Here is a 20,597-nt window from a genome sequence, read left to right as displayed (position 1 = left end):
GGCCGGCGGCACCGGCGCGGCCGATGCGCGCACCCGGCGCCGTGGCATGCGGCGAGCGTCAGTACTTGTCGTCGTGAACCCGGGTATGGCCCTGCTTGTCCTTGAACACCTTCTCCTCGAACTCGACCTCGAGGTGAGCGTCGCCCTTCTGCTTGAGACGGTGGTACTCGAGCCCGCTGAAACTCAGCTCCAGACTGTCGTCGTAGGCGTCGAGCAGACGTTTGAATTCACCCACGTAATGATCATGACCTCTCCTTTGGCGATACCCGTGGCCGGCGTCCCTATCCGGCCCTCTCATCAGACTAGACCAAGTCATCGTCCTCGGGGTTCCCCGCCGCCCGACAGAAGGCCACGAAACGTTCGAGCAGCGGGCTGCGATACTTGTCGCGATGCATCACCAGGCTGAACTCGCGGGTCATCTCCAGGCCCACGTCGAGTTCGACCAGGCGTCCGTCGCGCAGCGCATGGCGCGCCTCCAGCCGCGACAGGCAGGTCAGCCCCAGCCCCGCCGCGGTGGCATTGATGATCGCCTCGGCGGAGTTGATCTCCAAACCCGCTCGCCACGCCGGCAGCCTGGGCGCGATATAGCGCATGAACTGCTCGCGGGTGCCCGAACCCGGCTCGCGCAGCAGCCACGCCTCCGCCGCCAGCGCCTCGATCTCCAGCGGCCCTGCCGCGGCCAGCGGATGGTCGGCGGCGGCGGTCACCACCAGCCGATCCCGGCGCCAGGGGGTGACGTCGAAGCGCGCATCGGCGACGCGCCCCTCGATCATGCCGATATCCAGCTCGAACGCCTCCAGCGCGCTACAGATCGCGGCGCTGTTGGCGATGGTGAGCTGCTGCTCCCGATGGCCGGTGGCATCACGAAAGTCGCGCAGCAGATGTGGCAGCAACTGATGACCGATGGTGTAGCTGGCGCCGATGTGCAGCTGGCCCCCTAGCGTGGTGGCGTCATCGAACAGCTGTTCGAGGGTCGCGCTGCGCGCCAGCAGCTCATCCGCCAGCGGCAGCAGCCGGCGCCCCTGGTCGTTGAGATAGAGCCGATTGCGGTGGCGGTCGAACAGGGTTCGACCGCACTGCTTCTCCAGCTCGGCCAGGGCGATGCTCAGCGCCGGCTTGCTCAGCGCCAGCCTTTCGGCCGCGGCGGTCAGGGTGCGCTCCCGGGTCACGCTGACGAAGACCTGGAGCTGGCGCAGGGTGATGGCCATGGGTTGCCTCTCGTGGCGGGGCCTGTCTCGGGAGTCGTATCTCGGTGATCGCGTTCACAGAGCAGGACAGGCAAATCCGTTAAATAGAATAAAACGTCTAGTGAAAAAAGTTAAAATATATCGATAGCACGAAAAGCCATAAGATGGGCGGCATTCGATCATCCTCACCGTCGAGGTTCCCATGGCGACACGCCTGATGACCCTGCACCAGCGCCTGCAGCACGCCCCCACCCCCATGGCCGGCCTGGCCCTTGGCATCTCGAGTCTAGGCTGGGCGTGGGAGAGCTTCGCCCCGCTGGGCGGTGTGGCGCAGGTCTGCGGCGCGCTGATCGCCAGCGTGCTGCTGGCGCTGCTGACGGCCAAGTTCGTGCTCCACCCACGGCTGCTGTGGGCGGATCTGGCCCACCCGGTAGTCGGCAGCGTGGTCCCCACCTTCGCCATGGCGACCATGGTGGTCTCGAAGGCCGCGGGCACCTGGCTCGCACCAAACCTGGGCGTGACCCTGTGGCTGGCCGCGGTGGCCCTGCACCTGCTGTTCCTGATCGCCTTCGTGGTACACCGGGTGCGCGGCTTCGAGCTGCACCACATGGTGCCGGCGTGGTTCGTGCCGCCGGTGGGTATCATCGTCGCCGACGTCGCCTTCCCTGGCGTGGCCGCGCTGCATCCGCTCGCCCTGGGCCTGCTCTGGCTGGGCATGGGTCTCTACGCGGTGCTGCTGCCGGTGATGATCTACCGGCTGATCTTCGCCGCCGAGATCCCCGACCCGGCCAAGCCCACCATCGCGATCATGGCGGCCCCCGCCAGCCTCTCGCTGGCCGGCTATCTGAGCGTGGTCGCCAGCCCCTCGCCGCTGCTGGTGGCCCTACTCGGCGGCATCGCGGTGCTGATGACGTTGATCATCTACCTGGCCTTCATCCGGCTGCTGCGCCTGCCCTACAGCCCCGGCTACGCCGCCTTCACTTTCCCCATGGTGATCGGCGCCACGGCGCTGGTGAAGACCGCTGCCTGGATGCAACAGGTCGGCTTCCATCACCACGACATCGCCATCGTGCATGGCCTGGCCACGCTGGAGATCGTCGTCGCCAGTGTGATCGTCGGCTATGTGGCGCTGCGCTATCTCGGCTTCTATCTGGGTAGCTGGCGCTTGGCCGCAGGCGCCGCCTAAGAGGGTATTTCCAAACCCTCTGACAATGGGTGTCGGAGGCAGGGCAAAGCGAGGGTCCTTTGCCAGGGATGGCAAAGGTAGCGCCCAGGGAGGGGTTCACAGCGCCCTCGCGACGCCCTGCCGCCGGATAAGCCCATGTGTTCTAAGGCTAGGGTTTGTACGAAAAGTCGGCGAGCGATGGCAAGACAAGGCAAAAATCGATGAAAAAGCGGAGTTTACGGGGTGTAAATGAGCATTTTGAGTCGATTTTTAACGCCGTATTGCTGAGCGCAGGCAGTTTTCGTACAGACCCTAGGCAGGACAACTGCCAGCGCGCGCCGATCGCTCCTGCGGGATGATCTTTGCGCCACAGGCCGTATGATCGCAGGGAGACCCGACAGCGCGAGGCCACCCGGCCATGATTCTCCCCAGCCCCCATGCCGATAGCGACAACTGGACCCTGACCACCGCGCCGGTGCGCTCGCCGCGGGGCGCGGTCGCCGCCCAGCACCGACTCGCCGCCCGCGCCGGAGCGGCCCAGCTCGATGCCGGCGGCAATGCCGTCGATGCCATCGTCGCCACCGCTTACGCCCTCAACGCCGTCGAGCCATGGATGTGCGGGCTGGGCGGCTCGGGCTTCATGGTGATCTGGCTGGCCCGGGAACAGCGCGCCGTGGCGCTCGATTTCCAGGGCACGCTGCCGGGCGCCATCCGTCTCGCCGACTACCCGATCGACCCCGCCCGGCCCAAGACTCCGATGGGCTTTCCCGGTGTGGTCGACGACGCCAACATCGCAGGCTATCGCTCGATCACCGTGCCCGGCGCGGTGGCCGGGCTCGACCATGCACTGACCCGCTTCGGCTCGCGCCCCCGCGCCGAGGTCATGGCGCCGGCCATCACGCTTGCCGAACGCGGCCTGCACGTCGACTGGTTCACCACGCTGCAGATCGCGCTATGTGCCCCTACCCTGGCCCGCGACCCCACCTCAGCGGCGATCTACCTGCCCGGTGGGCATCCGGCCACGCCGGAGAGCCGCCTTCGCCTACCGCAGCTGGCCGACACGCTCCGCGAGATCGCCGCCGGCGGTGCCGAGACCTTCTATCGCGGGCAACTGGCGGCGAAGATCGTCGCCGATCTCCAGGCCGGCGGTTCACGCCTCTCGCATGAAGATCTGGCAGGCTACGCGGTGCGCGAATACGCGCCGATGATGGCCTCGCACCGTGGCTATACGCTCTACACCCCCGGAGAGGCCTCGGGCGGGCTACGTCAGCGCGAGATGCTGGCCCACGCCGAGGCTGCCATACCGGCGCCACCCGCACGGCCGACCCCAGCGACCTGGGTGGCCTACGCCGAGGCGCTGGAAGCGTGCTGGCGCCAGCACAAGATCCGCACCGGCGTGCTGCCGCCACGTGCCGGCGAGGATGTGAACGGAGGGAACGCAAACGGAGAGAGCATCGACGGCGAGCACGGCGCCTGCACGTCGTCGATGTCCGCGGTGGATGCCGACGGCAACATGGTCGCGCTCACCTACACCCTGCTCAACCGCTTCGGCTCCGGGGTCACGTTGCCCACCACCGGCATGCTGATGAACGACAGCGTCAGCTACTTCGACCCGCGCCCCGGCTACCCCACGACCATGGCCGGCGGCAAGCGCATCAACTCGTCGAACATGTGCCCCACGGTGGCGGTGAAGGACGGCGAGGCGCGCTTCTCGGTGGGCGCATCCGGCGGCAACCTGATCATGCCGGCGGTGACCCAGGTCGCAGCGCTGATGATGGACTTCGGCATGAGCCTGGAGGAAGCCATGCATCACCCGCGTCTCGACGCCAGCCACCGCGGCTCGATACGCGTCGACCCGCGCTTCGACGCACCAACGCTGGCCGCGCTGGAATCGCGCTTCACGCTGGAGATCGCCCAATCGCTGGTGTTTCCCAAGCTCTATGCCTGTGTCTCGGGGGTGGCGCGCGATCCCGCGTCGGGTGAATGCGTTGGTCTAAATGATCCCACCCAGCCGATCGGCGGCGGCGCCACGCCGGCGCCGTTCCAGCTCGACCCGCTCGCCGACACCGCGCCGGAGGTGCGCCCATGAATGCCGTCCCGACGCGTGCCACGATCGTCGTCTCGATACCCGATGCGGCCAAGACCGATTGGTGGATCGCCCAGCTCGCGCCGCTGCTGCCCGAGTGGACGCTGCGCCCGGCGGAGGATCCCGGCGACCCGGCCGCGGTCCGCTATGCGGTGGTCTGGCGCCCCGTCGACGGCACCTTCACGCCCTTTCCCAACCTCAAGGCGATCGTCTCGCTGGGGGCGGGCATCGATCACGTCCTCGCCGACCGCGAGCTGCCATCGGGGGTGCCGATCATCCGCACGGTGGGCACGGATCTGACTCAGAGCATGCGCGAGTACGTGGCGCTGCACGTGCTGCGCCATCATCGTGGGATGCCCGTGATTGCCGCCAACCAGCGCCAACAGCGCTGGGCGCAGCAGGTGGTGCCGCCGGCCACCCGGCGCCGGGTCGGGGTCATGGGGCTCGGCAACCTCGGCGGTGCCGCGGCGCGAACGCTCGCCGCGCTCGGCTTCGAGACGCTCGGCTGGGCACGCACCCCGCGCGCGATCGAAGGGGTCGTGACTTACGCCGGCGAGGCCGAATTCGCGACCTTCCTCCAGCGCTGCGAGATTCTGGTGTGTCTGCTGCCGCTGACGCCCGCCACCGAGAATCTCCTCGACGCCGCGCTGTTCGCCAAGCTGCCCCGCGGCGCCAGCCTGATCAACGCCGGGCGCGGCCCCCACCTGGTCGAAGAAGACCTGCTCGCTGCGCTCGCCAGCGGCCAGCTGAGTCACGCTACCCTCGACGTCTTCCGTCAGGAACCGCTACCCCCGGCGCATCCGTTCTGGCGCCACCCGCAGATCACCGTGACACCGCATGTCGCCTCGCTGATCGACCCGGAGAGCGGCAGTCGTATCGTCGCCGCCAATATCCGACAGTTCGAGGCCCACGGCGAAGTCGCCGACCTCGCCGATGCCGCGCGCGGCTACTGAACGGCGGAGCTTTGCCAGCCGACTTGCTAAACTGCCTGTGCACAAGTCCATAATCGATACTCTATCCACAGCCGCACGCCGAGGGGTTTCATGGCCGAGAACCGCAGCTCCGACACAGCGTCGTCCGCCAAGGGCGCGTCCGGGAAGCAGAGCAAGAGCCAGGGCGAGAACACCGCCAGCCGGCGCAACATCAAATCCTGGCTGACCGACATGGATGGCGTTCTGGTCCACGAGAACAAGGCGATCCCCGGCGCCGCCGAGCTGATCAATCAGTGGCGCGAGCGCGAGATCCCCTTTCTGGTGCTGACCAACAACTCCATCTACACCCCGCGCGATCTCAGCGCCCGGCTGCAGCACAGCGGCATCGAGGTGCCGGAGGAGAGCATCTGGACCTCGGCGCTGGCCACCGCGGCCTTCCTGCGCGATCAGGCCCCGGGCAGCTCGGCCTTCGTGGTCGGCGAAGCGGGCCTGCTCACCGCGATCCACGAGGCCGGCTTCATCATGACCGACACCAAGCCCGACTATGTGGTGCTCGGCGAGACCCGCTCCTACTCCTTCGAGGCAATCACCAAGGCGATCCGCCTGATCAAGGATGGCGCACGCTTCATCTGCACCAACCCGGACGCCACCGGTCCCAGCGCCGAGGGCGTGCTGCCGGCCACCGGCGCCGTGGCCGCGCTGATCACCGAGGCAACCGGACGCAAGCCCTATATCGTCGGCAAGCCCAATCCGATGATGTTCCGCTCGGCGCTCAACAAGCTCGGGGTGCATTCGGACGGCACCGGTATGATCGGCGACCGCATGGACACCGATATCGTCGCCGGCATCGAGGCGGGCATGCACACCGTGCTGGTGCTTAGCGGCATCGCCGACAAGTCGGAGATCGAGCGCTACCCGTTCCGGCCCAAGGAGATCCTCTCCTCGGTAGCCGAGCTGGTGGACAAGTAGCGGCCGACAAGTCACGACCGCCCCGCGCTCGCCGCTCAACGCGTGGCGAGCGCCTCACCCAACAGCCGGCCATTCTCCAGGCAGTCGCCCACGGCGATACCGCCGCGCCAGTTGCCGCCCAGGTGCAGGCCGGGGTGACGCGCCAGCGCGGCGTCGAGCCGTGCCAGCCGCTCGCCGTGGCCGAGTTCGTACTGCGGAATCGCCTGCGGCCAGCGCACCACCCGCCGCCATACCGGCTCACCGCGAATCCCCAGAATATCGCTCAGATCCGCCTGCACGCGCTGACTGAGGGTGTCGTCGTCGCCCGCCGCGGCCTCGGGGGATTGGCGGCCGCCGATGAAGACGTTGAGCAGTTTGTGGCCGTCAGGGGCGCGGCCGGGAAAGAGCGTGGAGGGGAACAGCGCGCCCAGCGTCGGGCGCCCTTCGGCCCGCGGAATGAGCACACCGAAGCCATCCAGCGGGTGATCGATATCGGCATCGCGAAAGCCCAGCGCCACGGCGTTGACCGGCGGATAGACGATCTCCGCCAGCGGCTCGGCCAGGGCCGGGTCGAGCGCTTCGAGCCAGCTCGCCGCCAGCGGCGCCGGCACCGCCAGGAGCAGCTGCCGCCCGCGCCATTCGCGCCCGTCACGCGCGCGCGCCACCCAGCCCTGGCCATCACGGCGCACGCCGACGATCTCGCACTCGGTCTCGATGGCGGCACTCGGCTGCGCCGTGATGCACTCGGCCAGACGCTCGGCCAGCCGCACCAACCCGCCGGGGAAACTGACCAGTTGGCCGCGCCAGGCAGCGGGTATCGGCGAAGGCTCGCGCCGGCTCTGGCGCAGGCGTTTGAGACCGCCGAGGATCAGCGAACGGTGCTCGCGCTCGATCGCCGCCAGGCGCGGCATCGCCGCCTGCACCGAGAGCCTGGCCGGGTCCCCGGCATAGACCCCGGAGACGAAGGGGTCGACCATACGCTGGAGCACGCGCCGGCCGAGACGTCGCTCGACGAACGCCGCCAGCGACTCCTCCGCTTGGCGCCCACGCGGCAGCAGCGGCTCGCGCAGCAGCCGTGCCCAGCCACGCCAGCCGATGATCGGGCTGGTCAGCGCCTCGACCGGGGTCATCGGCAGCGCCACCGGCTTGCCGTCGAGCACCACATAGCGCTTGTTGGCGATGCGGTTGGCCGGCTGCGCCTCACCCAATAGATCGAGTTCGTCGAGCAGCGCGTAGAGCGGCGGCTTCATGATCACGGTGTTGGGGCCGTGTTCGATCTGCCACTCGCCGTCGCGCTCGCTGGCGATATTGCCGCCGACGCGCGCCCCGGCTTCGAGCAGCGTCACCTGTTTGCCCTGCTTGGCCAGGGCCCAGGCAGCGGCGAGGCCGGTGGCACCGGCACCGACGATCAGGGTGTCGGCAGGCGCGTCATGGCGGGCGGCAGGCGTGTCGGCCGGAGCATCTGGAGCATGGCTGGTCATGGGAACTCGCGCGGGAGAGTGTGTCGTGGAGTTTACGCAGACATCGCGCGCCCCGCATCCGGCCGGCGTGCGGCGTCTTGCCGCCACGCCGACCGGTAGTGACGCTCACTCGCAGGGTTACTTGTCTGGCGAGCCCGGATGACAGCCGGGCGCCGCCACATAAATGTCGCAGTCCGGCATCACCGCGGTCTCCTGATGCGGTGTACCCTGCGGCGCCCAGTCATAATCCACCAGCTGCGCCCGGTAGACCTGGTTGGTGACATAGTCGTCGCCCGGCATCGACTTGCCGAAGAACGGGCTCACGTACTCCCACACGATCTCGCCTGACGGCGTCACCTGGAATAGCCGGCCGTCCTGGCCCTCGTCGATCAGCGTATTGCCGTTGGGCAGCCGCCGCGCGCTCGAGATGAACGAGCTGTAGAAGGTATAGGGCGAAACACCCGACATACTGCCGGTGTACTGCCACACGATCTTGCCGCTGCTCGGATTCACCTCGATCACCCGGGAGGAGGAGAAAAACCCTGCTTCGACGGCGGGAAGCCGGCATTGCCCTGGTTGTCGAAGATCAACAGATTGCCGGCCCCCGGTAGGCCCTCGGGGATGAGATGGACATCGTGGGCCCCCACGGTCTGATCCACGGAGCGGCCGAGCTTGCCATTGAGCTTCAGCGCCGGCAGGTCGGGACCGATACGCCAGACGATCTCGCCGCTCTGCCGGTTGACGATGAACATGACGTTGGCGTTGCGCGAGTTGACCAGGATATTGTCCGGCGCGAAGCGCTCGTCACCAGCGTCGTACCAGCGATTGGGCCCCAGCGGTACCGCCGTGTTCATATGCAGGAAGTCGGGGTCCTCGGAATCCTTGAGCGCACGCAGGCCGGCATCGGAAAAGCCCATCTGGTCGAGATGATCGCCGGCCTGCCACGTCCAGACCACCCGGCCGGACGGATCGACCTCCTCGACGGCGTTATCGATGATCGGATAATCGAAACCGTTGAGTTCGCGCATTCCGGCGGTCATCACCAGATTGTTGCCGTTGGGCAGCCGGCGCATGTCGTGATGCTGGTAGACCGGATGCTGCTGGCTGCCCCACCGCCACTCAACATCGCCGTCCCAATTCACCTCGGCCACGGCGGCGTTGGTGAGACCATTGCCGGGGCTGGCGTGCTCGGGGAGCTTGTCGACCCGTGCCAGCTGCACCAGCAGATGCCCTTTCTCGCCGCCGGCCTGCGCAGCGGAGAGCGGCACCGGCGGGAAGCTCTCGTAATCCCAGCGGTGCACTTCGTTGCCGTTCATGTCGATCAGGTGGGTCTGGCGGTCGCCGCCGGGAAACAGCACGAAACCGTTGTAGGCGCGTTCGGGATCATAGTAGGTCGTGCCGGTGGGAAAGCTGCTGGGCAAGGCCAGCGCCGTGGCCGCCGAGGCCATCAGCCAGGCCCCATCACTGCCGATACGGCTGTGCTCCGTGACACCATCGCTCGTCGCTCCTTCGTCGAGTCTCGCCCTGTGCGGGCCTGGCCGGCATGACAGCCTGCCGGCGATCCTTGTCTGGCCGGTGATGGCAGCGATACGCCATCGCCGGCTTTCAGATAGACCCGTGCGACGCCATTTTTATCCCCGTACGGAAGCGTTTAATGCCTAGGCGGTTGCCGGCAGCCGTGCGGTGAACTCGGCGATCGTCATCGGCTTGGAGAACATCGGGTAGTCGTAGCGGATCGCGGCATCGTGCTCGGCCCTCATGGTCGCGGCGACACCGTCGGTCAGCGTCAGCACCTCGAAGCCCTTCTCGTAGCCCGAGCGCATCGTGGATTCGACGCAGCAATTGGTCAGGAATCCGGCCAGGACGAGGGTCTCGATTCCCTTGCTGCGCAGGATGAAATCGAGATTGGTCGAGGCAAAGGTATCCAGCCCGCGCTTGCCCTCGATGACGATGTCACCGGCCTGCGGCGTCAGCGTGTCGCAGATCTCCGCGCCCCACTCGCCCTTGACGAAGGCGTTGCCGTCGACGACACCCGCGAGGATGCCGTAGGGCTGGGCGGTGATCTCGCCATAACCGGGCGCGAAGTGGATCGGCGCGTGCATCACACTGCCCCCCGCCGCGCGTGCCGTGGCAACGAGACGCTGGGTCTTGGCAAGCATGTCCTCGCGCGCCATGACGGCTTTGACGGCCTCGTGGAGTACGCCACCGGGCGTGGTGAAGTCGTTCTGGAATTCGATCAGTACCAGGGCGGTCTTGACCGGGTCGATCGTCTGGTTGGCGTTGGCGGTCATGGGGGACGCTCCTTCACGGGAATGGACTCGCTAGGGTTCAGCGTAGTCCATCCCCGGCCACGGAGCGGTGGTGTCTAGCCGTAGACACCCTGACTGCGCAGATAGTCGTCATAGCTGCCGCTGAAATCGACGATGCCATCCTCTTTCATTTCGATGATGCGGGTCGCCAGCGAGCCGACGAACTCGCGGTCGTGACTGACGAAGATCAGCGTGCCGGGGTAGTTCTCCAGCGCCAGGTTGAGCGCCTCGATCGACTCCATGTCGAGGTGGTTGGTGGGCTCGTCCATCACCAGCACGTTGGGCTTTAACAGGGTCAGCTTGCCGAACAGCATGCGCCCCTGCTCGCCGCCGGAGATCACCTTCACCGACTTGCCGATGTCGTCGTTGGAAAACAGCATGCGACCCAGCGCGCCGCGCACGGTCTGCTCGCCTTCGGTGGTCCACTGGCGCATCCACTCGAACAGCGTCTCGCCACCCTCGAAGTCAGCGGCGTGATCCTGGGCGAAGTAGCCGAGTTCCGCGGCATCGGTCCACTTCACCTCGCCGGCGTCCGGCGTCATCGCCCCCACCAGGCAGTTGAGCAGGGTGGTCTTGCCGATACCGTTGGGGCCGATGATGGCGATACGCTCGCCGGCCTCGACCTGCAGCCCGAAGCGCTCGAACAGCACGTTGTCGCCCCACGCCTTGGTCAGCTTTTCGACATTGAGCGCGTGGCGATGGATCTTCTTGTTCTGATCGAAGCGAATGAACGGGCTCACCCGCGAGGAGGGCTTGACCTCCTCGAGCTGGATCTTGTCGATCTTGCGCTGACGCGAGGTCGCCTGCTTGGCCTTGGACGCATTGGCCGAGAAGCGGCTGACGAACTGCTGCAGCTCGGCGATCTCGGCCTTCTTCTTGGCGTTCTCGGCGTGCAGACGCTCGCGCGCCTGGGTCGCCGCGGTCATGTACTCGTCGTAGTTGCCGGGGAACAGCCGCAGCTCGCCGTAGTCCAGGTCTGCCATATGGGTGCAGACGCTGTTCAGGAAGTGGCGGTCGTGGGAGATGATGATCATGGTCGAGCTGCGCGCCGCAGCATGCCCTCGAGCCAGCGGATGGTGTTGATGTCCAGGTGGTTGGTGGGCTCGTCGAGCAGCAGCACGTCAGGATCGGAGAACAGCGCCTGGGCCAGCAGCACGCGCAGTTTCCAGCCCGGAGCGACCACGCTCATCGGCTGGGTGTGCTGTGCCAGCGGAATGCCCAGCCCCAGCAGCAGCTCGCCGGCACGCGCCTCGGCGGTGTAGCCGTCGAGCTCGGCGAAGCGCACCTCGAGATCGGCCACCTGCATGCCATCTTCCTCGGACATTTCGGCCTGTGCGTAGATCCGCTCACGCTCGGCGCTGACCTGCCACAGCTCCTGGTTGCCCATGATCACGGTGTCGATCACCCGTTCGTTCTCGAACGCGAACTGATCCTGGCGCAGCTTGCCCAACCGCGTGGTGGCATCTTTCATGACCTGCCCGGCGCTCGGCTCCAGGTCGCCGCCGAGGATCTTCATGAAGGTCGACTTGCCGCAGCCGTTGGCGCCGATCAGGCCGTAGCGATTGCCCTGGCCGAACTTGACCGAGACGTTTTCGAACAGCGGCTTGGGGCCGAACTGCATGGTGATGTTGGCGGTAGAGAGCAAAGGTAGGTACTCGGGGGGACGGCGTGAATGAAGCGCCCGGGCGGATGTGGCCGGCGCGGGCGCATTGTACGCGCCCGCCGCCGCGGCGATCCACCATCAGCTGATGACACCGGGCGCGCCCGATCACACCGCGCCGGCGTGCCACCCGCTCAGGCGCCTGCGCTCACTCCCCTCGCGGGAAGCGTTGCGCCTCCTCGAGCACGTTGAGATCCATGTGGTTGCGCATGTAGCGCTGCGAGGCGTCCTGCAGCGGCTGATGATCCCAGGGGTAGTAGTGGCCGTTGCGCAGCGCCTCGTAGACCACCAGCCGCTGGGCCTGGCTCTCGCGCACCTCGGCATCGAAGCGCTGCATGTCCCAGCGCTCGCGCATCTGGGCCTGAAACGCTGCCAGCGTCTCGGCGTGGGCCGGGTCCGTGGCCAGGTTGTGGCACTCGCGCGGGTCCGCCTCGAGATCGAACAGCTGCGGCGGATCGAGCTCGCAGTGATTGAACTTCCAGCGTCCCTGACGAATCGTCACCAGCGGTGCATAGCTCCCTTCGGCGGCGTACTCCATATACACCGGCGCCTCGCGCGTGCCGCCGCGCGCCAGCGGCAGCAGCGACTGGCCATCGGTCCAGGGGGCCACCTCGGAGAGATCGATGCCGACCAGATCGGCCAGGGTGGCGTTGATGTCGATAGTCGAGACCGGCGTGTCGACGCTGGCCGGTGCCAACCCCGGTGCGGCGATCATCAGCGGTACCCGCGAGGAGCCGTCGAACGGGCTCATTTTGAACCACAGCCCCTTCTCGCCCAGCATGTCGCCGTGATCGGAGCAGACCACGATGATGGTGTTCTCGGCCATGCGAGTGCGCTCGAGCACGTCGAGAATGCCGCCGATCTTGTCGTCGATATAGGAGATATTGGCGAAGTAGCCGCGCCGCGCCCGGCGCACGTGCTCGGGCTGGATATCGAACTGCTCGTAATCGTTGGCAATGAACACGCGCTGGGAGTGCGGGTCGAGATCCTCGAAGGCCAGCGCGCCCTCGGCCGGGTCGAGCTGTTCGCAGTCCGCGTACAGATCCCAGTACTGGCGCCGCGCCACGTAAGGATCGTGGGGGTGGGTGAAGCTCACGCACAGCGCCCAGGGCCGCGAGTCCTGGCCCCGCGAGAGGTCGAACAGTTTCTGCTCGGCGTGGAAGGCGACCTCGTCGTCGTACTCCATCTGGTTGGAGATTTCTGCCACCCCGGCGCCGGTCACCGAGCCCAGGTTGTGGTACCACCAGTCGATGCGCTCGCCCGGCTTGCGGTAATCCGGCGTCCAGCCGAAATCCGCCGGATAGACGTCGGTGGTCAGGCGCGTCTCGAAGCCGTGGAGCTGATCCGGGCCGACGAAGTGCATCTTGCCCGAGAGACAGGTGGAGTAGCCGGCCCGGCGCAGATGGTGGGCCCAGGTCGGCACGGCGGAGCGAAACTCCGCGGCGTTGTCGTAGACCCCGGTGCGCGACGGCAGCTGGCCGGACATGAAAGCCGCGCGCCCCGGCGCGCAAAGATAGCTGGGGGTGTAGGCGCGGTTGAAGTTGACCGCGCGCTTGGCGAGCGCCTTGAGATTCGGCGCATGCAGGAAGTCGGCCGGCCCGTTCTCGAACAGGGTACCGTTCAGCTGATCCGCCATCAGCACCAGAATATTGGGTCGTGTCATGGGTCCCCCGGCAGCGTTGCGTGGTCGTCGCCCCTGCGACGGCAGGGGAGTCCCAGCATGCGCGGCGGCGGCGCATTACCACAAACGATGGATTCGGTGTCTCAGCCCCAGCCAGGCTGGGGCTCGATCTCACTCAGCCCGCGGACAGGCCTCACAGCCCCAGCGCGGACAACCCCGGGTGATCGTCGGGCCGTCGCCCCAGCGGCCAGTGAAACAGCCGCTCGTCGGCACGGATCGGCAGATCGTTGAGACTGGCGTGGCGCTCGGCCATCAGCCCGTTGGCGTCGAAGCGCCAGTTCTCGTTGCCGTAGGAGCGGAACCAGTTGCCGGAGTCATCGTGCCACTCATAGGCATAGCGCACCGCGATGCGCTCGCCATCGAAGGCCCACAGCTCCTTGATCAGGCGGTAATCGAGCTCGCGCGCCCACTTGCGCGCGAGGAAAGCGCGCGCCTCGTCTCGCCCGTGGATGAACTCGGCGCGGTTGCGCCAGCGGGTGTCGGCGGTATAGGCAAGCGCCACCTTGTCAGGGTCACGGCTGTTCCAGCCATCTTCGGCCAGACGCACCTTGAGGATCGCGCTGTCGCGGTCGAACGGGGGCAATGGGGGGCGGGATTCTGGGCTCATGCGGTACTCCTCGACGCTACGCTTTGTCTGAAAATGCCTACACGCGGCGCCGCGACAGAGCCGGGTAGGCGTAGGGGAATGCGGTACTCAGTCAGCAGTCTGCCACGCGTACGCTGAGGCATCGCCCGCGGCAAGCGACCGCTCGCCGCCCGTGGGCGACCCGTGCAGCCACGAAGCAGCCACGAAAAAGCCGCCCCCGGAGAGGAGGCGGCTCGATCGGTCATGACCCGGTTGGCGTCGGGGCCGGCGTTCAGCTCTCGCGCTTGCCGTCGACCAGACGCTTGAGCGCCAGCGGGTTGTCCTGCTTGAGCGCTTCCGGCAGCAGCGCGTCGGGCAGGTTCTGATAGCAGACCGGGCGCAGGAAGCGGTGAATGGCCGCCGTGCCCACCGAGGTGGTGCGCGCGTCCGAGGTCGCCGGGAAGGGGCCCCCGTGAACCATGGCGTCACACACCTCGACCCCGGTGGGCCAGCCGTTGACCAGAATGCGCCCCGCCTTGCGTTCGAGCGTCGGCAGCAGCTCACGCGCAGCGTCGAGATCGGCATCGTCCATCTGCAGGGTGATCGTCAGCTGGCCTTCCAGATGCTCGGTGACCCGCTTGAGTTCGGCGGCATCGGCGCACTCCACCACCAGCGAGGTGGAGCCGAACACCTCGGCCTGCAGCGCCTCGTCGTCGAGGAAGTCCTGGGCCGCGGTCACGAACAAGCCGGTCTGGCACTGGTTGGGGCCGTCGCCCTTGCTGCCTCGCGCGATCTCCCGCGCCTTGCCACTGTCGGCGATGCCTTTGACGCCGCTTTCGTAGGCTTCGAAGATGCCCGGGGTCAGCATGGTCTGGCTACCGCTGGCCTTGACCGCCTCACCGGCCGCGGCGACGAAGGCGTCGAGCGCCTGACCCTTGACCGCGATCACCAGGCCGGGGTTGGTGCAGAACTGCCCCGCGCCCATGTTGAGCGAGGCGACGAACGCTTCGCCCATCTCCTTGCCGCGCGCCGCCAGTGCCGCCGGCAGCGGGAACACCGGATTGATCGAGCTCATCTCGGCATAGAACGGAATCGGCTCGGGGCGCGACTGCGCCGCCTTCCACAGCGCCAGACCGCCGCTGCGCGAGCCGGTGAAGCCGGCGGCCTTGACCCGCGGGTCGGTGACCAGCGCCTGCCCCACTTCGCGCCCGGAGCCGAACAGCAGCGAGAACACGCCCTCCGGCAGCCCGCACTGCTTCACCGCAGCCTGGATCGCGCGGCCGACCAGCTCGCTGGTGCCGGGGTGGGCGGAGTGCGCCTTGACGATCACCGGGCAGCCGGCGGCCAGCGCCGAGGCGGTATCGCCGCCCGCCACCGAGAAGGCGAGCGGGAAGTTGCTGGCACCGAACACCACCACCGGGCCGAGCCCGATCTGGCGCTGGCGCAGGTCGACCCGCGGCAGCGGCTGGCGCTCGGGCAACGGGGTCGACGCGCACGTCGAGCCACTCACCGTCGCGCACCACGCGGGCGAACAGGCGCAGCTGGCCGCAGGTGCGCCCGCGCTCGCCCTGGATACGCGCCTGGGGCAGGCCGGACTCGGCCACCGCACGCTCGATCAAGGTGTCGCCCAGCGCCTCGATCTGCTCGGCGATGGTTTCCAGAAACTTGGCGCGAGTCTCCAGCGAGGTTTCGCGATAGAGGTCGAAGGCCGTCCAGGCCAGCTCGCAGGCCCGCTCGACTTCCGCCTGGGTGCCACCCGCGTAGGCCGGCTCGAGACGCTCGTTGGTGGCCGGGTTGATCGCGTGGATGGCATCGCGGCTGCCTGTGACGGCCTGCTGGCCGATCAGCATGTCACCTGTCAGATTCATCTTGCCTCCTGAAGTGGGAATGGTCGTGCATTGGCTGCCGGCCGCGGCCGGATCAGCCGCGCCAGGCCGCCTACGAAAACCGCCCTGGTGGCAGCTTTTTCGTACGCGCCCTGACGTCGAGGATCGCAACGGAACTTCGAGAGCCTAGCAGCCTGGCCGCCGAGAGAGTGCCGCATACGACTAAGGATTAATGACTAAAGGCTAAGAACTAACGGTCAAGAGCTAATTTTCAAGAGCTAAAGGTTAAAACCTAAAATCTAGAAATCGACGGCGAGGCCTCTCCTCAGCGTACCAGCGCCGGGCGCTTGGGATCGAAGCGCCAGCCGTCGATCAGGTACTGCATCGCCATGGCGTCGTCGCGGCCCCCGGCGGGCAGGCGCCGATAGTCGGCGTGGGCGCGCTCGACCGCGGCCATATCGAGCTCGATGCCCAGGCCCGGGGCGTCGGTGACCGTCACCCGGCCGTCGACGATGCTCGGCGACTCGCGGGTCAGGCGCGCATCGCCCTCCTGCCAGATCCAGTGGGTATCGAGCGCCGTGACCCGCCCCACCGCGGCGGCGCCGACATGCGCGAACATCGCCAGCGAGACATCGAAATGGTTGTTGGAGTGCGAGCCCCAGGTCATGCCGTGATCCTGACACAGCTGGGAGACGCGCACGGCGCCGGAGAGCGTCCAGAAGTGCGGATCGGCAAGTGGAATGTCCACCGCGCGCAGCATCAGCGCATGGGCCATCTCGCGCCAGTTGGTGGCGACCATGTTGGTGGCCACCGGTAGCCCGGTGGCGTGGCGGAACTCGGCCAGGATCTCGCGCCCCGAGAAGCCCTGCTCGGCGCCGCAGGGGTCCCGGCATAGGCGAGCACGCCATGCAGGTCGCGGCACAGCCGGATCGCCTCGTCAAGGGACCAGGCGCCATTGGGGTCGAGCGTGGTGCGCGCCTCGGGGAAGGCCGCATGCAGCGCGCTGACCGCCTCGATCTCCTGCGCCCCCGGCAGCACGCCGCCCTTGAGCTTGAAGTCCCTGAATCCGTAGCGGTCGTGCGCGGCCTGGGCCTGCTCGACGATCGCCTGCGGCGTCATCGCGGCTTGGTCGCGCAGGCGATACCAGTCGTGCTCCGGACCGCCGCCGGAACGCGCGCTGCCGCGCCGGTAGTCGAGCGGCGTGGCATGGCCATCGCCGATGAAGAAGAGATAGCCGAGCACCTCGACCTGCTCGCGCTGGCGCCCGTCTCCCAGCAGATCCACCACCGGCACCCCGAGAAACTGGCCCTGCAGATCGAGCAGCGCCGCTTCCAGCGCCGCCACCGCGTTGACGCGCAGCTCGAAGGTCCAGGAGCCACGGCCGAAGTCCTCGAAATCGGCGCTGCGCCCGCGTGCGTGGAGTGACGCCACCACCCCGCGCAGCTGGCCCAGCGATTGGCCCAGCACGCGCTCGCGGGCCTGCTCCAGCGAGCGCTGGATGGTCTCGCCCCCGGCGCCTCGCCGACGCCGACATGGCCGGCGCTATCTTCGAGGATCACCAGATTTCGGGTGAACCAGGGCGCGTGGGCACCGCCGATATTGAGCAGCATGCTGTCACGGGCAGCGACCGGAATCACCCGCATGGCGGTGATGGTCGGTGTGGCGTGGCTGGGCGTGGCGTGACGGGTCCGTGCGTGGCTGGGCATGGCGACTCTCGCAGTGAGATCGGTGCGGCCCGCCGCCGAGCGGGCCGCGCAGGGATAACGGCAGCGGCCGCCGGCGATGGGCGGCGCTGAGATAACGACAGCGGCCACCGCAGCGCGGCGGCCGCAAGGATCACAGACGCTCGGCGTGCTCGATCAGCCGTTTCAGCGTCTCCAACTCCTGCGCACTAGGCATCACCAGCGGCGCGCGCACATCGCCTGCGGGGTAGCCGACCAGCCCGGCGCCGGCCTTGATCAGGCTCACCGCGTAGCCCTTGGTGGTGTCGCGCAGGGTGACGAAGGGAATGAAGAACTCCTGGGTGACCCGGCGCACGAAGTCATGGTCGCCCTCGCAGCGCCTGATAGAACTTCACCGCCAGCGCCGGCACGAAGTTGAACACCGCCGACGAGTAGGTGCTGACGCCAATTGCCAGATACGCCTCGGCGATGATCTCGGCGGTGGGCACACCGCCGACGTAGGCCAGGCGCTCGCCCAGCGTCTTGATGGTGATGTTGAGCGACTGCATGTCGCCCTTGCCATCCTTGAGGCCGACCAGATTGGGGCAGCGCTCGGCCAGCGCCTTGACGCCGTCGACATCGAGCACGCCGTTGGCGCGGTTGTAGTAGATCACCCCCAACTCGGTGGACTCGCACACGCTGGCGGCATACTCGACGATGCCCGCCTGCGGGCACTCGGTGAGATAGGGGGGCATCAGCAGGATACCGTCGGCGCCCGCGTCCTGCGCCGCCTTGGCATGCGCCTTGGCCAGCTCGGCGCTCTGCCCGGCACTGGCGATGATCGGCACGTGGCCACCCAGGACCTCCACTGCGATGGTGACGATCTCGCGGTACTCATCCAGCGTCAGGTTGAAGAACTCCCCGGTGCCCCCGGCGACGAACAGCGCCGAGACGTCATAATCCTTGAGCCAGGCGAGCCGCCGGCGGTAGCTCTCGGCATCGAACTGGCCGTGGGCATCGAAGTCGGTCACCGGGAAGGAGAGCAGACCGTCGGTAATGGAGGCTTTGAGCGCGTCTCTGGAAAAATTCACCTGGATTCCTCGCTAAGGGCTGGCAAGCGCAAAAGGGCTGGCAAGCGGGCACAAGAACTGGCACGGATAGACACCGGCAGCGCCCTGCCGACATCACACGCCTGCCGGCACAGCACCAGCAGGCTCGATGCCCACAATGTTGTCATACATCATACTACAGTGCTGTTATACCTTAGCCCAAAGCCACCGGCCCCCCCTGGACGGCCACTCCACACCCGGCGCCGCGCTTCCACATGGAGATCGAGGCCTTGCCTTTCCGGGGGTAAAGTCGGCTCAGCAGGGGAAGGCTCAGCGCCCCAACGGAATCTGGGTACTCGAGAGCACCTCGCGCAGCCCCATGAAAGAGCGGATCTGGCGCACCCCGGGCAGATAGATGAGCTGCTCGGCGTGCAGCCGATTGAAGCTCTGGCTGTCGCGGGTGCGGATCATCAGGAAGTAGTCGAACTCGCCGGTGACCAGATGGCACGCCATGCAGCCGGAGATATGCCGCGCCGCCGCCTCGAAGTCGGCGAACGACTGCGGCGTGGAGCGATCCAGCACTACGCCGATCACCACCACCATGCCGGCATTCAGGCGCTCGGCGTCGAGCAGCGCCACACCACCTCCTTGATCAGACCGCTGCGCTTGAGCCGCTCGACCCGGCGCAGGCAGGCCGGTGGGCTGAGATTGACCCGCTCCGCCAGCGCCACGTTGGAGAGTGAGGCGTCGTGCTGCAGCACGTCGAGAATCTGGCGGTCGATACGGTCCAGCGGCGGCGCCTCGGCGGCGTCAGAGAGCGTCATGGCTACACCTCCGATTCATTTTATTGTTCGAAACTAATTTATAGCACAACTATCGATGATGAAAAGCCACTTATTGCTCATATGAATCCGGAAAATGATCGCAACTTGCAACATACCACACCGGCTTCTGATAGCGTTTTAGGCACTGTCTGCCAAGCACCCAAGCATTGCATTCCCGCGGCCAGCGGCCTTGCCGCTGCCATCACAACGACAATCAGGTGACCCCATGCGACTCGACCGCTTTCCCCGCTCCCCCTTACCTTCGGCCCCTCTCCGATCACCCCGCTCAAGCGCTTGAGCGAGCATCTCGGTGGCGAGGTCGAGCTCTACGCCAAGCGCGAAGACTGCAACAGCGGGCTCGCCTTCGGCGGCAACAAGACGCGCAAGCTCGAATACCTGATTCCGGAAGTGCTCGAGGGCGGCTACGACACCCTGGTCTCGATCGGCGGCATCCAGTCCAACCAGACCCGTCAGGTCGCCGCGGTGGCCGCGCATCTGGGTCTCGAGTGCGTGCTGGTGCAGGAGAACTGGGTCAACTACGACGACAGCCATTACGACAAGGTCGGCAACATCGAGCTGTCGCGCATCATGGGTGCCGACGTGCGCCTCGATCCGGCGGGCTTCGATATCGGCATCCGCGCCAGCTGGGAGCGCGCGCTGGAGGATGTGCGCGCCCGCGGCGGCAAGCCTTACCCGATCCCCGCCGGCTGCTCCGAACACCCCTACGGCGGCCTCGGCTTCGTCGGCTTCGCCGAGGAGGTCCGCCAGCAGGAGCGCGAGCTGGGCTTCACCTTCGACTACATCGTGGTCTGCTCGGTAACCGGCAGCACCCAGGCCGGCATGGTGGTGGGCTTCGCCGCCGACGGCCGGGCGCGCCAGGTCATCGGCATCGACGCCTCGGCCAAGCCGGAGCGGACCCACGCCCAGATCCTGCGCATTGCCCAGAACACCGCCGAGCTGGTCGAACTCGGCCAGCCGATCGAAGCCGATGACGTGATCCTCGACACCCGTTTCGGCCATCCGGAGTACGGCCTGCCCAACGACGGCACCCTGGAAGCGATCCGCCTCTGCGGCCGGCTCGAAGGCGTGCTCACCGATCCGGTCTACGAGGGCAAGTCGATGCACGGCATGATCGACAAGGTACGCCGCGGCGAATTCCCCGCCGGCTCCCGCGTGCTCTACGCCCACCTCGGCGGCCCCCGGCGCTCAGCGCCTATAGCGAACTGTTCCACGCCGGCTGAGCA

18 protein-coding genes and 3 pseudogenes are annotated in these 20,597 nt (G+C 67.2%); 5 read left to right on the top strand and 16 right to left on the bottom strand.

Annotated elements, in window-relative coordinates:
- Positions 1 to 58: 58 nt before the first annotated feature.
- Positions 59 to 235 (bottom strand): hypothetical protein, encoded by a 177-nt coding sequence (locus CN538_RS20320; protein WP_164999549.1) that lies wholly within the window; start codon positions 233 to 235, stop codon positions 59 to 61.
- A 67-nt stretch (positions 236 to 302) separates the two neighbouring features.
- Positions 303 to 1,208: a LysR substrate-binding domain-containing protein gene (locus CN538_RS08865; protein ID WP_106419196.1), complete on the bottom strand. Its 906-nt coding sequence runs from the start codon at positions 1,206 to 1,208 to the stop codon at positions 303 to 305.
- A 181-nt stretch (positions 1,209 to 1,389) separates the two neighbouring features.
- Here CN538_RS08865 and CN538_RS08860 point away from each other — a divergent pair, with 181 nt between their 5' ends.
- The 4 genes from CN538_RS08860 to CN538_RS08845 all read left to right on the top strand — a co-directional run bounded on the left by CN538_RS08860 (position 1,390) and on the right by CN538_RS08845 (position 6,339).
- Positions 1,390 to 2,373 carry a TDT family transporter gene (locus CN538_RS08860; RefSeq protein WP_242495706.1) on the top strand — a complete coding sequence of 328 codons (984 nt, stop codon included), beginning with the start codon at positions 1,390 to 1,392 and terminating at the stop codon, positions 2,371 to 2,373.
- Between the two features lie 397 nt (positions 2,374 to 2,770).
- Entirely contained in the window at positions 2,771 to 4,441 is a 1,671-nt protein-coding gene (locus CN538_RS08855) for a gamma-glutamyltransferase family protein (RefSeq protein ID WP_106419195.1), read from the top strand.
- Positions 4,438 to 5,391 carry a 2-hydroxyacid dehydrogenase gene (locus tag CN538_RS08850; protein WP_106419194.1) on the top strand — a complete coding sequence of 318 codons (954 nt, stop codon included), beginning with the start codon at positions 4,438 to 4,440 and terminating at the stop codon, positions 5,389 to 5,391. The genes CN538_RS08855 and CN538_RS08850 overlap by 4 nt, the downstream gene beginning before the upstream one ends.
- 90 nt (positions 5,392 to 5,481) lie before the next feature.
- A complete protein-coding gene (locus CN538_RS08845) occupies positions 5,482 to 6,339 on the top strand; it encodes an HAD-IIA family hydrolase (RefSeq protein ID WP_106419193.1) in 858 nt (285 codons plus the stop codon).
- 35 nt (positions 6,340 to 6,374) lie between these two features.
- Here CN538_RS08845 and hemG read toward each other — a convergent pair whose 3' ends face one another.
- The 14 genes and pseudogenes from hemG to CN538_RS22565 form a co-directional block, all read right to left on the bottom strand.
- On the bottom strand, positions 6,375 to 7,799 hold the full coding sequence (gene hemG / locus CN538_RS08840; RefSeq protein ID WP_106419192.1) for a protoporphyrinogen oxidase: 1,425 nt from the start codon (positions 7,797 to 7,799) through the stop codon (positions 6,375 to 6,377).
- A gap of 117 nt (positions 7,800 to 7,916) precedes the next feature.
- The gene (locus CN538_RS20985; RefSeq protein ID WP_207233699.1) at positions 7,917 to 8,291 is read right to left on the bottom strand and encodes a hypothetical protein; all 375 of its coding nucleotides are present in this window, start codon (positions 8,289 to 8,291) and stop codon (positions 7,917 to 7,919) included.
- A 5-nt stretch (positions 8,292 to 8,296) separates the two neighbouring features.
- Positions 8,297 to 9,226 (bottom strand): aryl-sulfate sulfotransferase, encoded by a 930-nt coding sequence (locus CN538_RS08835; protein ID WP_207233698.1) that lies wholly within the window; start codon positions 9,224 to 9,226, stop codon positions 8,297 to 8,299.
- A gap of 210 nt (positions 9,227 to 9,436) precedes the next feature.
- Positions 9,437 to 10,069 carry a cysteine hydrolase family protein gene (locus CN538_RS08830; protein ID WP_106419191.1) on the bottom strand — a complete coding sequence of 211 codons (633 nt, stop codon included), beginning with the start codon at positions 10,067 to 10,069 and terminating at the stop codon, positions 9,437 to 9,439.
- Positions 10,070 to 10,143: 74 nt separating this feature from the next.
- Positions 10,144 to 11,732: pseudogene (locus CN538_RS08825) on the bottom strand (ABC-F family ATPase).
- Between the two features lie 163 nt (positions 11,733 to 11,895).
- Positions 11,896 to 13,410 (bottom strand): choline-sulfatase, encoded by a 1,515-nt coding sequence (gene betC, locus CN538_RS08820; protein WP_106419190.1) that lies wholly within the window; start codon positions 13,408 to 13,410, stop codon positions 11,896 to 11,898.
- Between the two features lie 151 nt (positions 13,411 to 13,561).
- Positions 13,562 to 14,035, bottom strand: a complete 474-nt coding sequence (locus tag CN538_RS08815) for a nuclear transport factor 2 family protein (RefSeq protein WP_106419189.1) — start codon at positions 14,033 to 14,035, stop codon at positions 13,562 to 13,564.
- 250 nt (positions 14,036 to 14,285) lie between these two features.
- Positions 14,286 to 15,861, bottom strand: a pseudogene (locus CN538_RS08810) (aldehyde dehydrogenase (NADP(+))).
- 283 nt (positions 15,862 to 16,144) lie between these two features.
- A complete protein-coding gene (locus tag CN538_RS24300; RefSeq protein ID WP_277985130.1) occupies positions 16,145 to 16,618 on the bottom strand; it encodes an enolase C-terminal domain-like protein in 474 nt (157 codons plus the stop codon).
- A complete protein-coding gene (locus CN538_RS24295) occupies positions 16,579 to 17,286 on the bottom strand; it encodes an enolase C-terminal domain-like protein (RefSeq protein WP_277985129.1) in 708 nt (235 codons plus the stop codon). The genes CN538_RS24300 and CN538_RS24295 overlap by 40 nt, the downstream gene beginning before the upstream one ends.
- Positions 17,287 to 17,655: 369 nt before the next feature.
- The gene (locus CN538_RS25100) at positions 17,656 to 17,856 is read right to left on the bottom strand and encodes a beta/alpha barrel domain-containing protein (protein WP_340638297.1); all 201 of its coding nucleotides are present in this window, start codon (positions 17,854 to 17,856) and stop codon (positions 17,656 to 17,658) included.
- A 4-nt stretch (positions 17,857 to 17,860) separates the two neighbouring features.
- Positions 17,861 to 18,571, bottom strand: coding sequence for a 5-dehydro-4-deoxyglucarate dehydratase (locus CN538_RS08800; protein WP_340638296.1), 711 nt, complete (start codon positions 18,569 to 18,571; stop codon positions 17,861 to 17,863).
- Positions 18,572 to 18,859: 288 nt separating this feature from the next.
- Complete coding sequence (locus CN538_RS22570) at positions 18,860 to 19,168, bottom strand: Lrp/AsnC ligand binding domain-containing protein (RefSeq protein WP_242495705.1); 309 nt, start codon at positions 19,166 to 19,168, stop codon at positions 18,860 to 18,862.
- Positions 19,141 to 19,353: an Lrp/AsnC family transcriptional regulator gene (locus tag CN538_RS22565; RefSeq protein WP_242495704.1), complete on the bottom strand. Its 213-nt coding sequence runs from the start codon at positions 19,351 to 19,353 to the stop codon at positions 19,141 to 19,143. Before CN538_RS22565 ends, CN538_RS22570 begins: the two co-directional genes overlap by 28 nt.
- A 226-nt stretch (positions 19,354 to 19,579) precedes the next feature.
- Between CN538_RS22565 and CN538_RS08790 the strand changes: the two are divergent.
- A pseudogene (locus tag CN538_RS08790) lies at positions 19,580 to 20,594 on the top strand (1-aminocyclopropane-1-carboxylate deaminase).
- Positions 20,595 to 20,597: the final 3 nt, after the last annotated feature.

Origin of the sequence: Salinicola tamaricis, from assembly GCF_003006155.1 — a bacterium.
Lineage (GTDB): Bacteria > Pseudomonadota > Gammaproteobacteria > Pseudomonadales > Halomonadaceae > Salinicola > Salinicola tamaricis.
This window is presented reverse-complemented; position numbering and strand designations above follow the sequence as displayed.

Excerpts from the sequence above, each read along its gene's own strand:
- CN538_RS08850 (WP_106419194.1), top strand. The coding sequence starts at position 4,438 with ATGAATGCCGTCCCGACGCGTGCCACGATCGTCGTCTCGATACCCGAT.
- CN538_RS22565 (WP_242495704.1), bottom strand. The coding sequence starts at position 19,353 with ATGACGCTCTCTGACGCCGCCGAGGCGCCGCCGCTGGACCGTATCGAC.
- CN538_RS08865 (WP_106419196.1), bottom strand. The coding sequence starts at position 1,208 with ATGGCCATCACCCTGCGCCAGCTCCAGGTCTTCGTCAGCGTGACCCGG.
- CN538_RS08855 (WP_106419195.1), top strand. The coding sequence starts at position 2,771 with ATGATTCTCCCCAGCCCCCATGCCGATAGCGACAACTGGACCCTGACC.
- CN538_RS08845 (WP_106419193.1), top strand. The coding sequence starts at position 5,482 with ATGGCCGAGAACCGCAGCTCCGACACAGCGTCGTCCGCCAAGGGCGCG.
- CN538_RS08815 (WP_106419189.1), bottom strand. The coding sequence starts at position 14,035 with ATGAGCCCAGAATCCCGCCCCCCATTGCCCCCGTTCGACCGCGACAGC.
- betC (WP_106419190.1), bottom strand. The coding sequence starts at position 13,410 with ATGACACGACCCAATATTCTGGTGCTGATGGCGGATCAGCTGAACGGT.
- hemG (WP_106419192.1), bottom strand. The coding sequence starts at position 7,799 with ATGACCAGCCATGCTCCAGATGCTCCGGCCGACACGCCTGCCGCCCGC.
- CN538_RS08835 (WP_207233698.1), bottom strand. The coding sequence starts at position 9,226 with ATGGCCTCGGCGGCCACGGCGCTGGCCTTGCCCAGCAGCTTTCCCACC.
- CN538_RS08860 (WP_242495706.1), top strand. The coding sequence starts at position 1,390 with ATGGCGACACGCCTGATGACCCTGCACCAGCGCCTGCAGCACGCCCCC.
- CN538_RS24300 (WP_277985130.1), bottom strand. The coding sequence starts at position 16,618 with ATGGTCGCCACCAACTGGCGCGAGATGGCCCATGCGCTGATGCTGCGC.
- CN538_RS08830 (WP_106419191.1), bottom strand. The coding sequence starts at position 10,069 with ATGACCGCCAACGCCAACCAGACGATCGACCCGGTCAAGACCGCCCTG.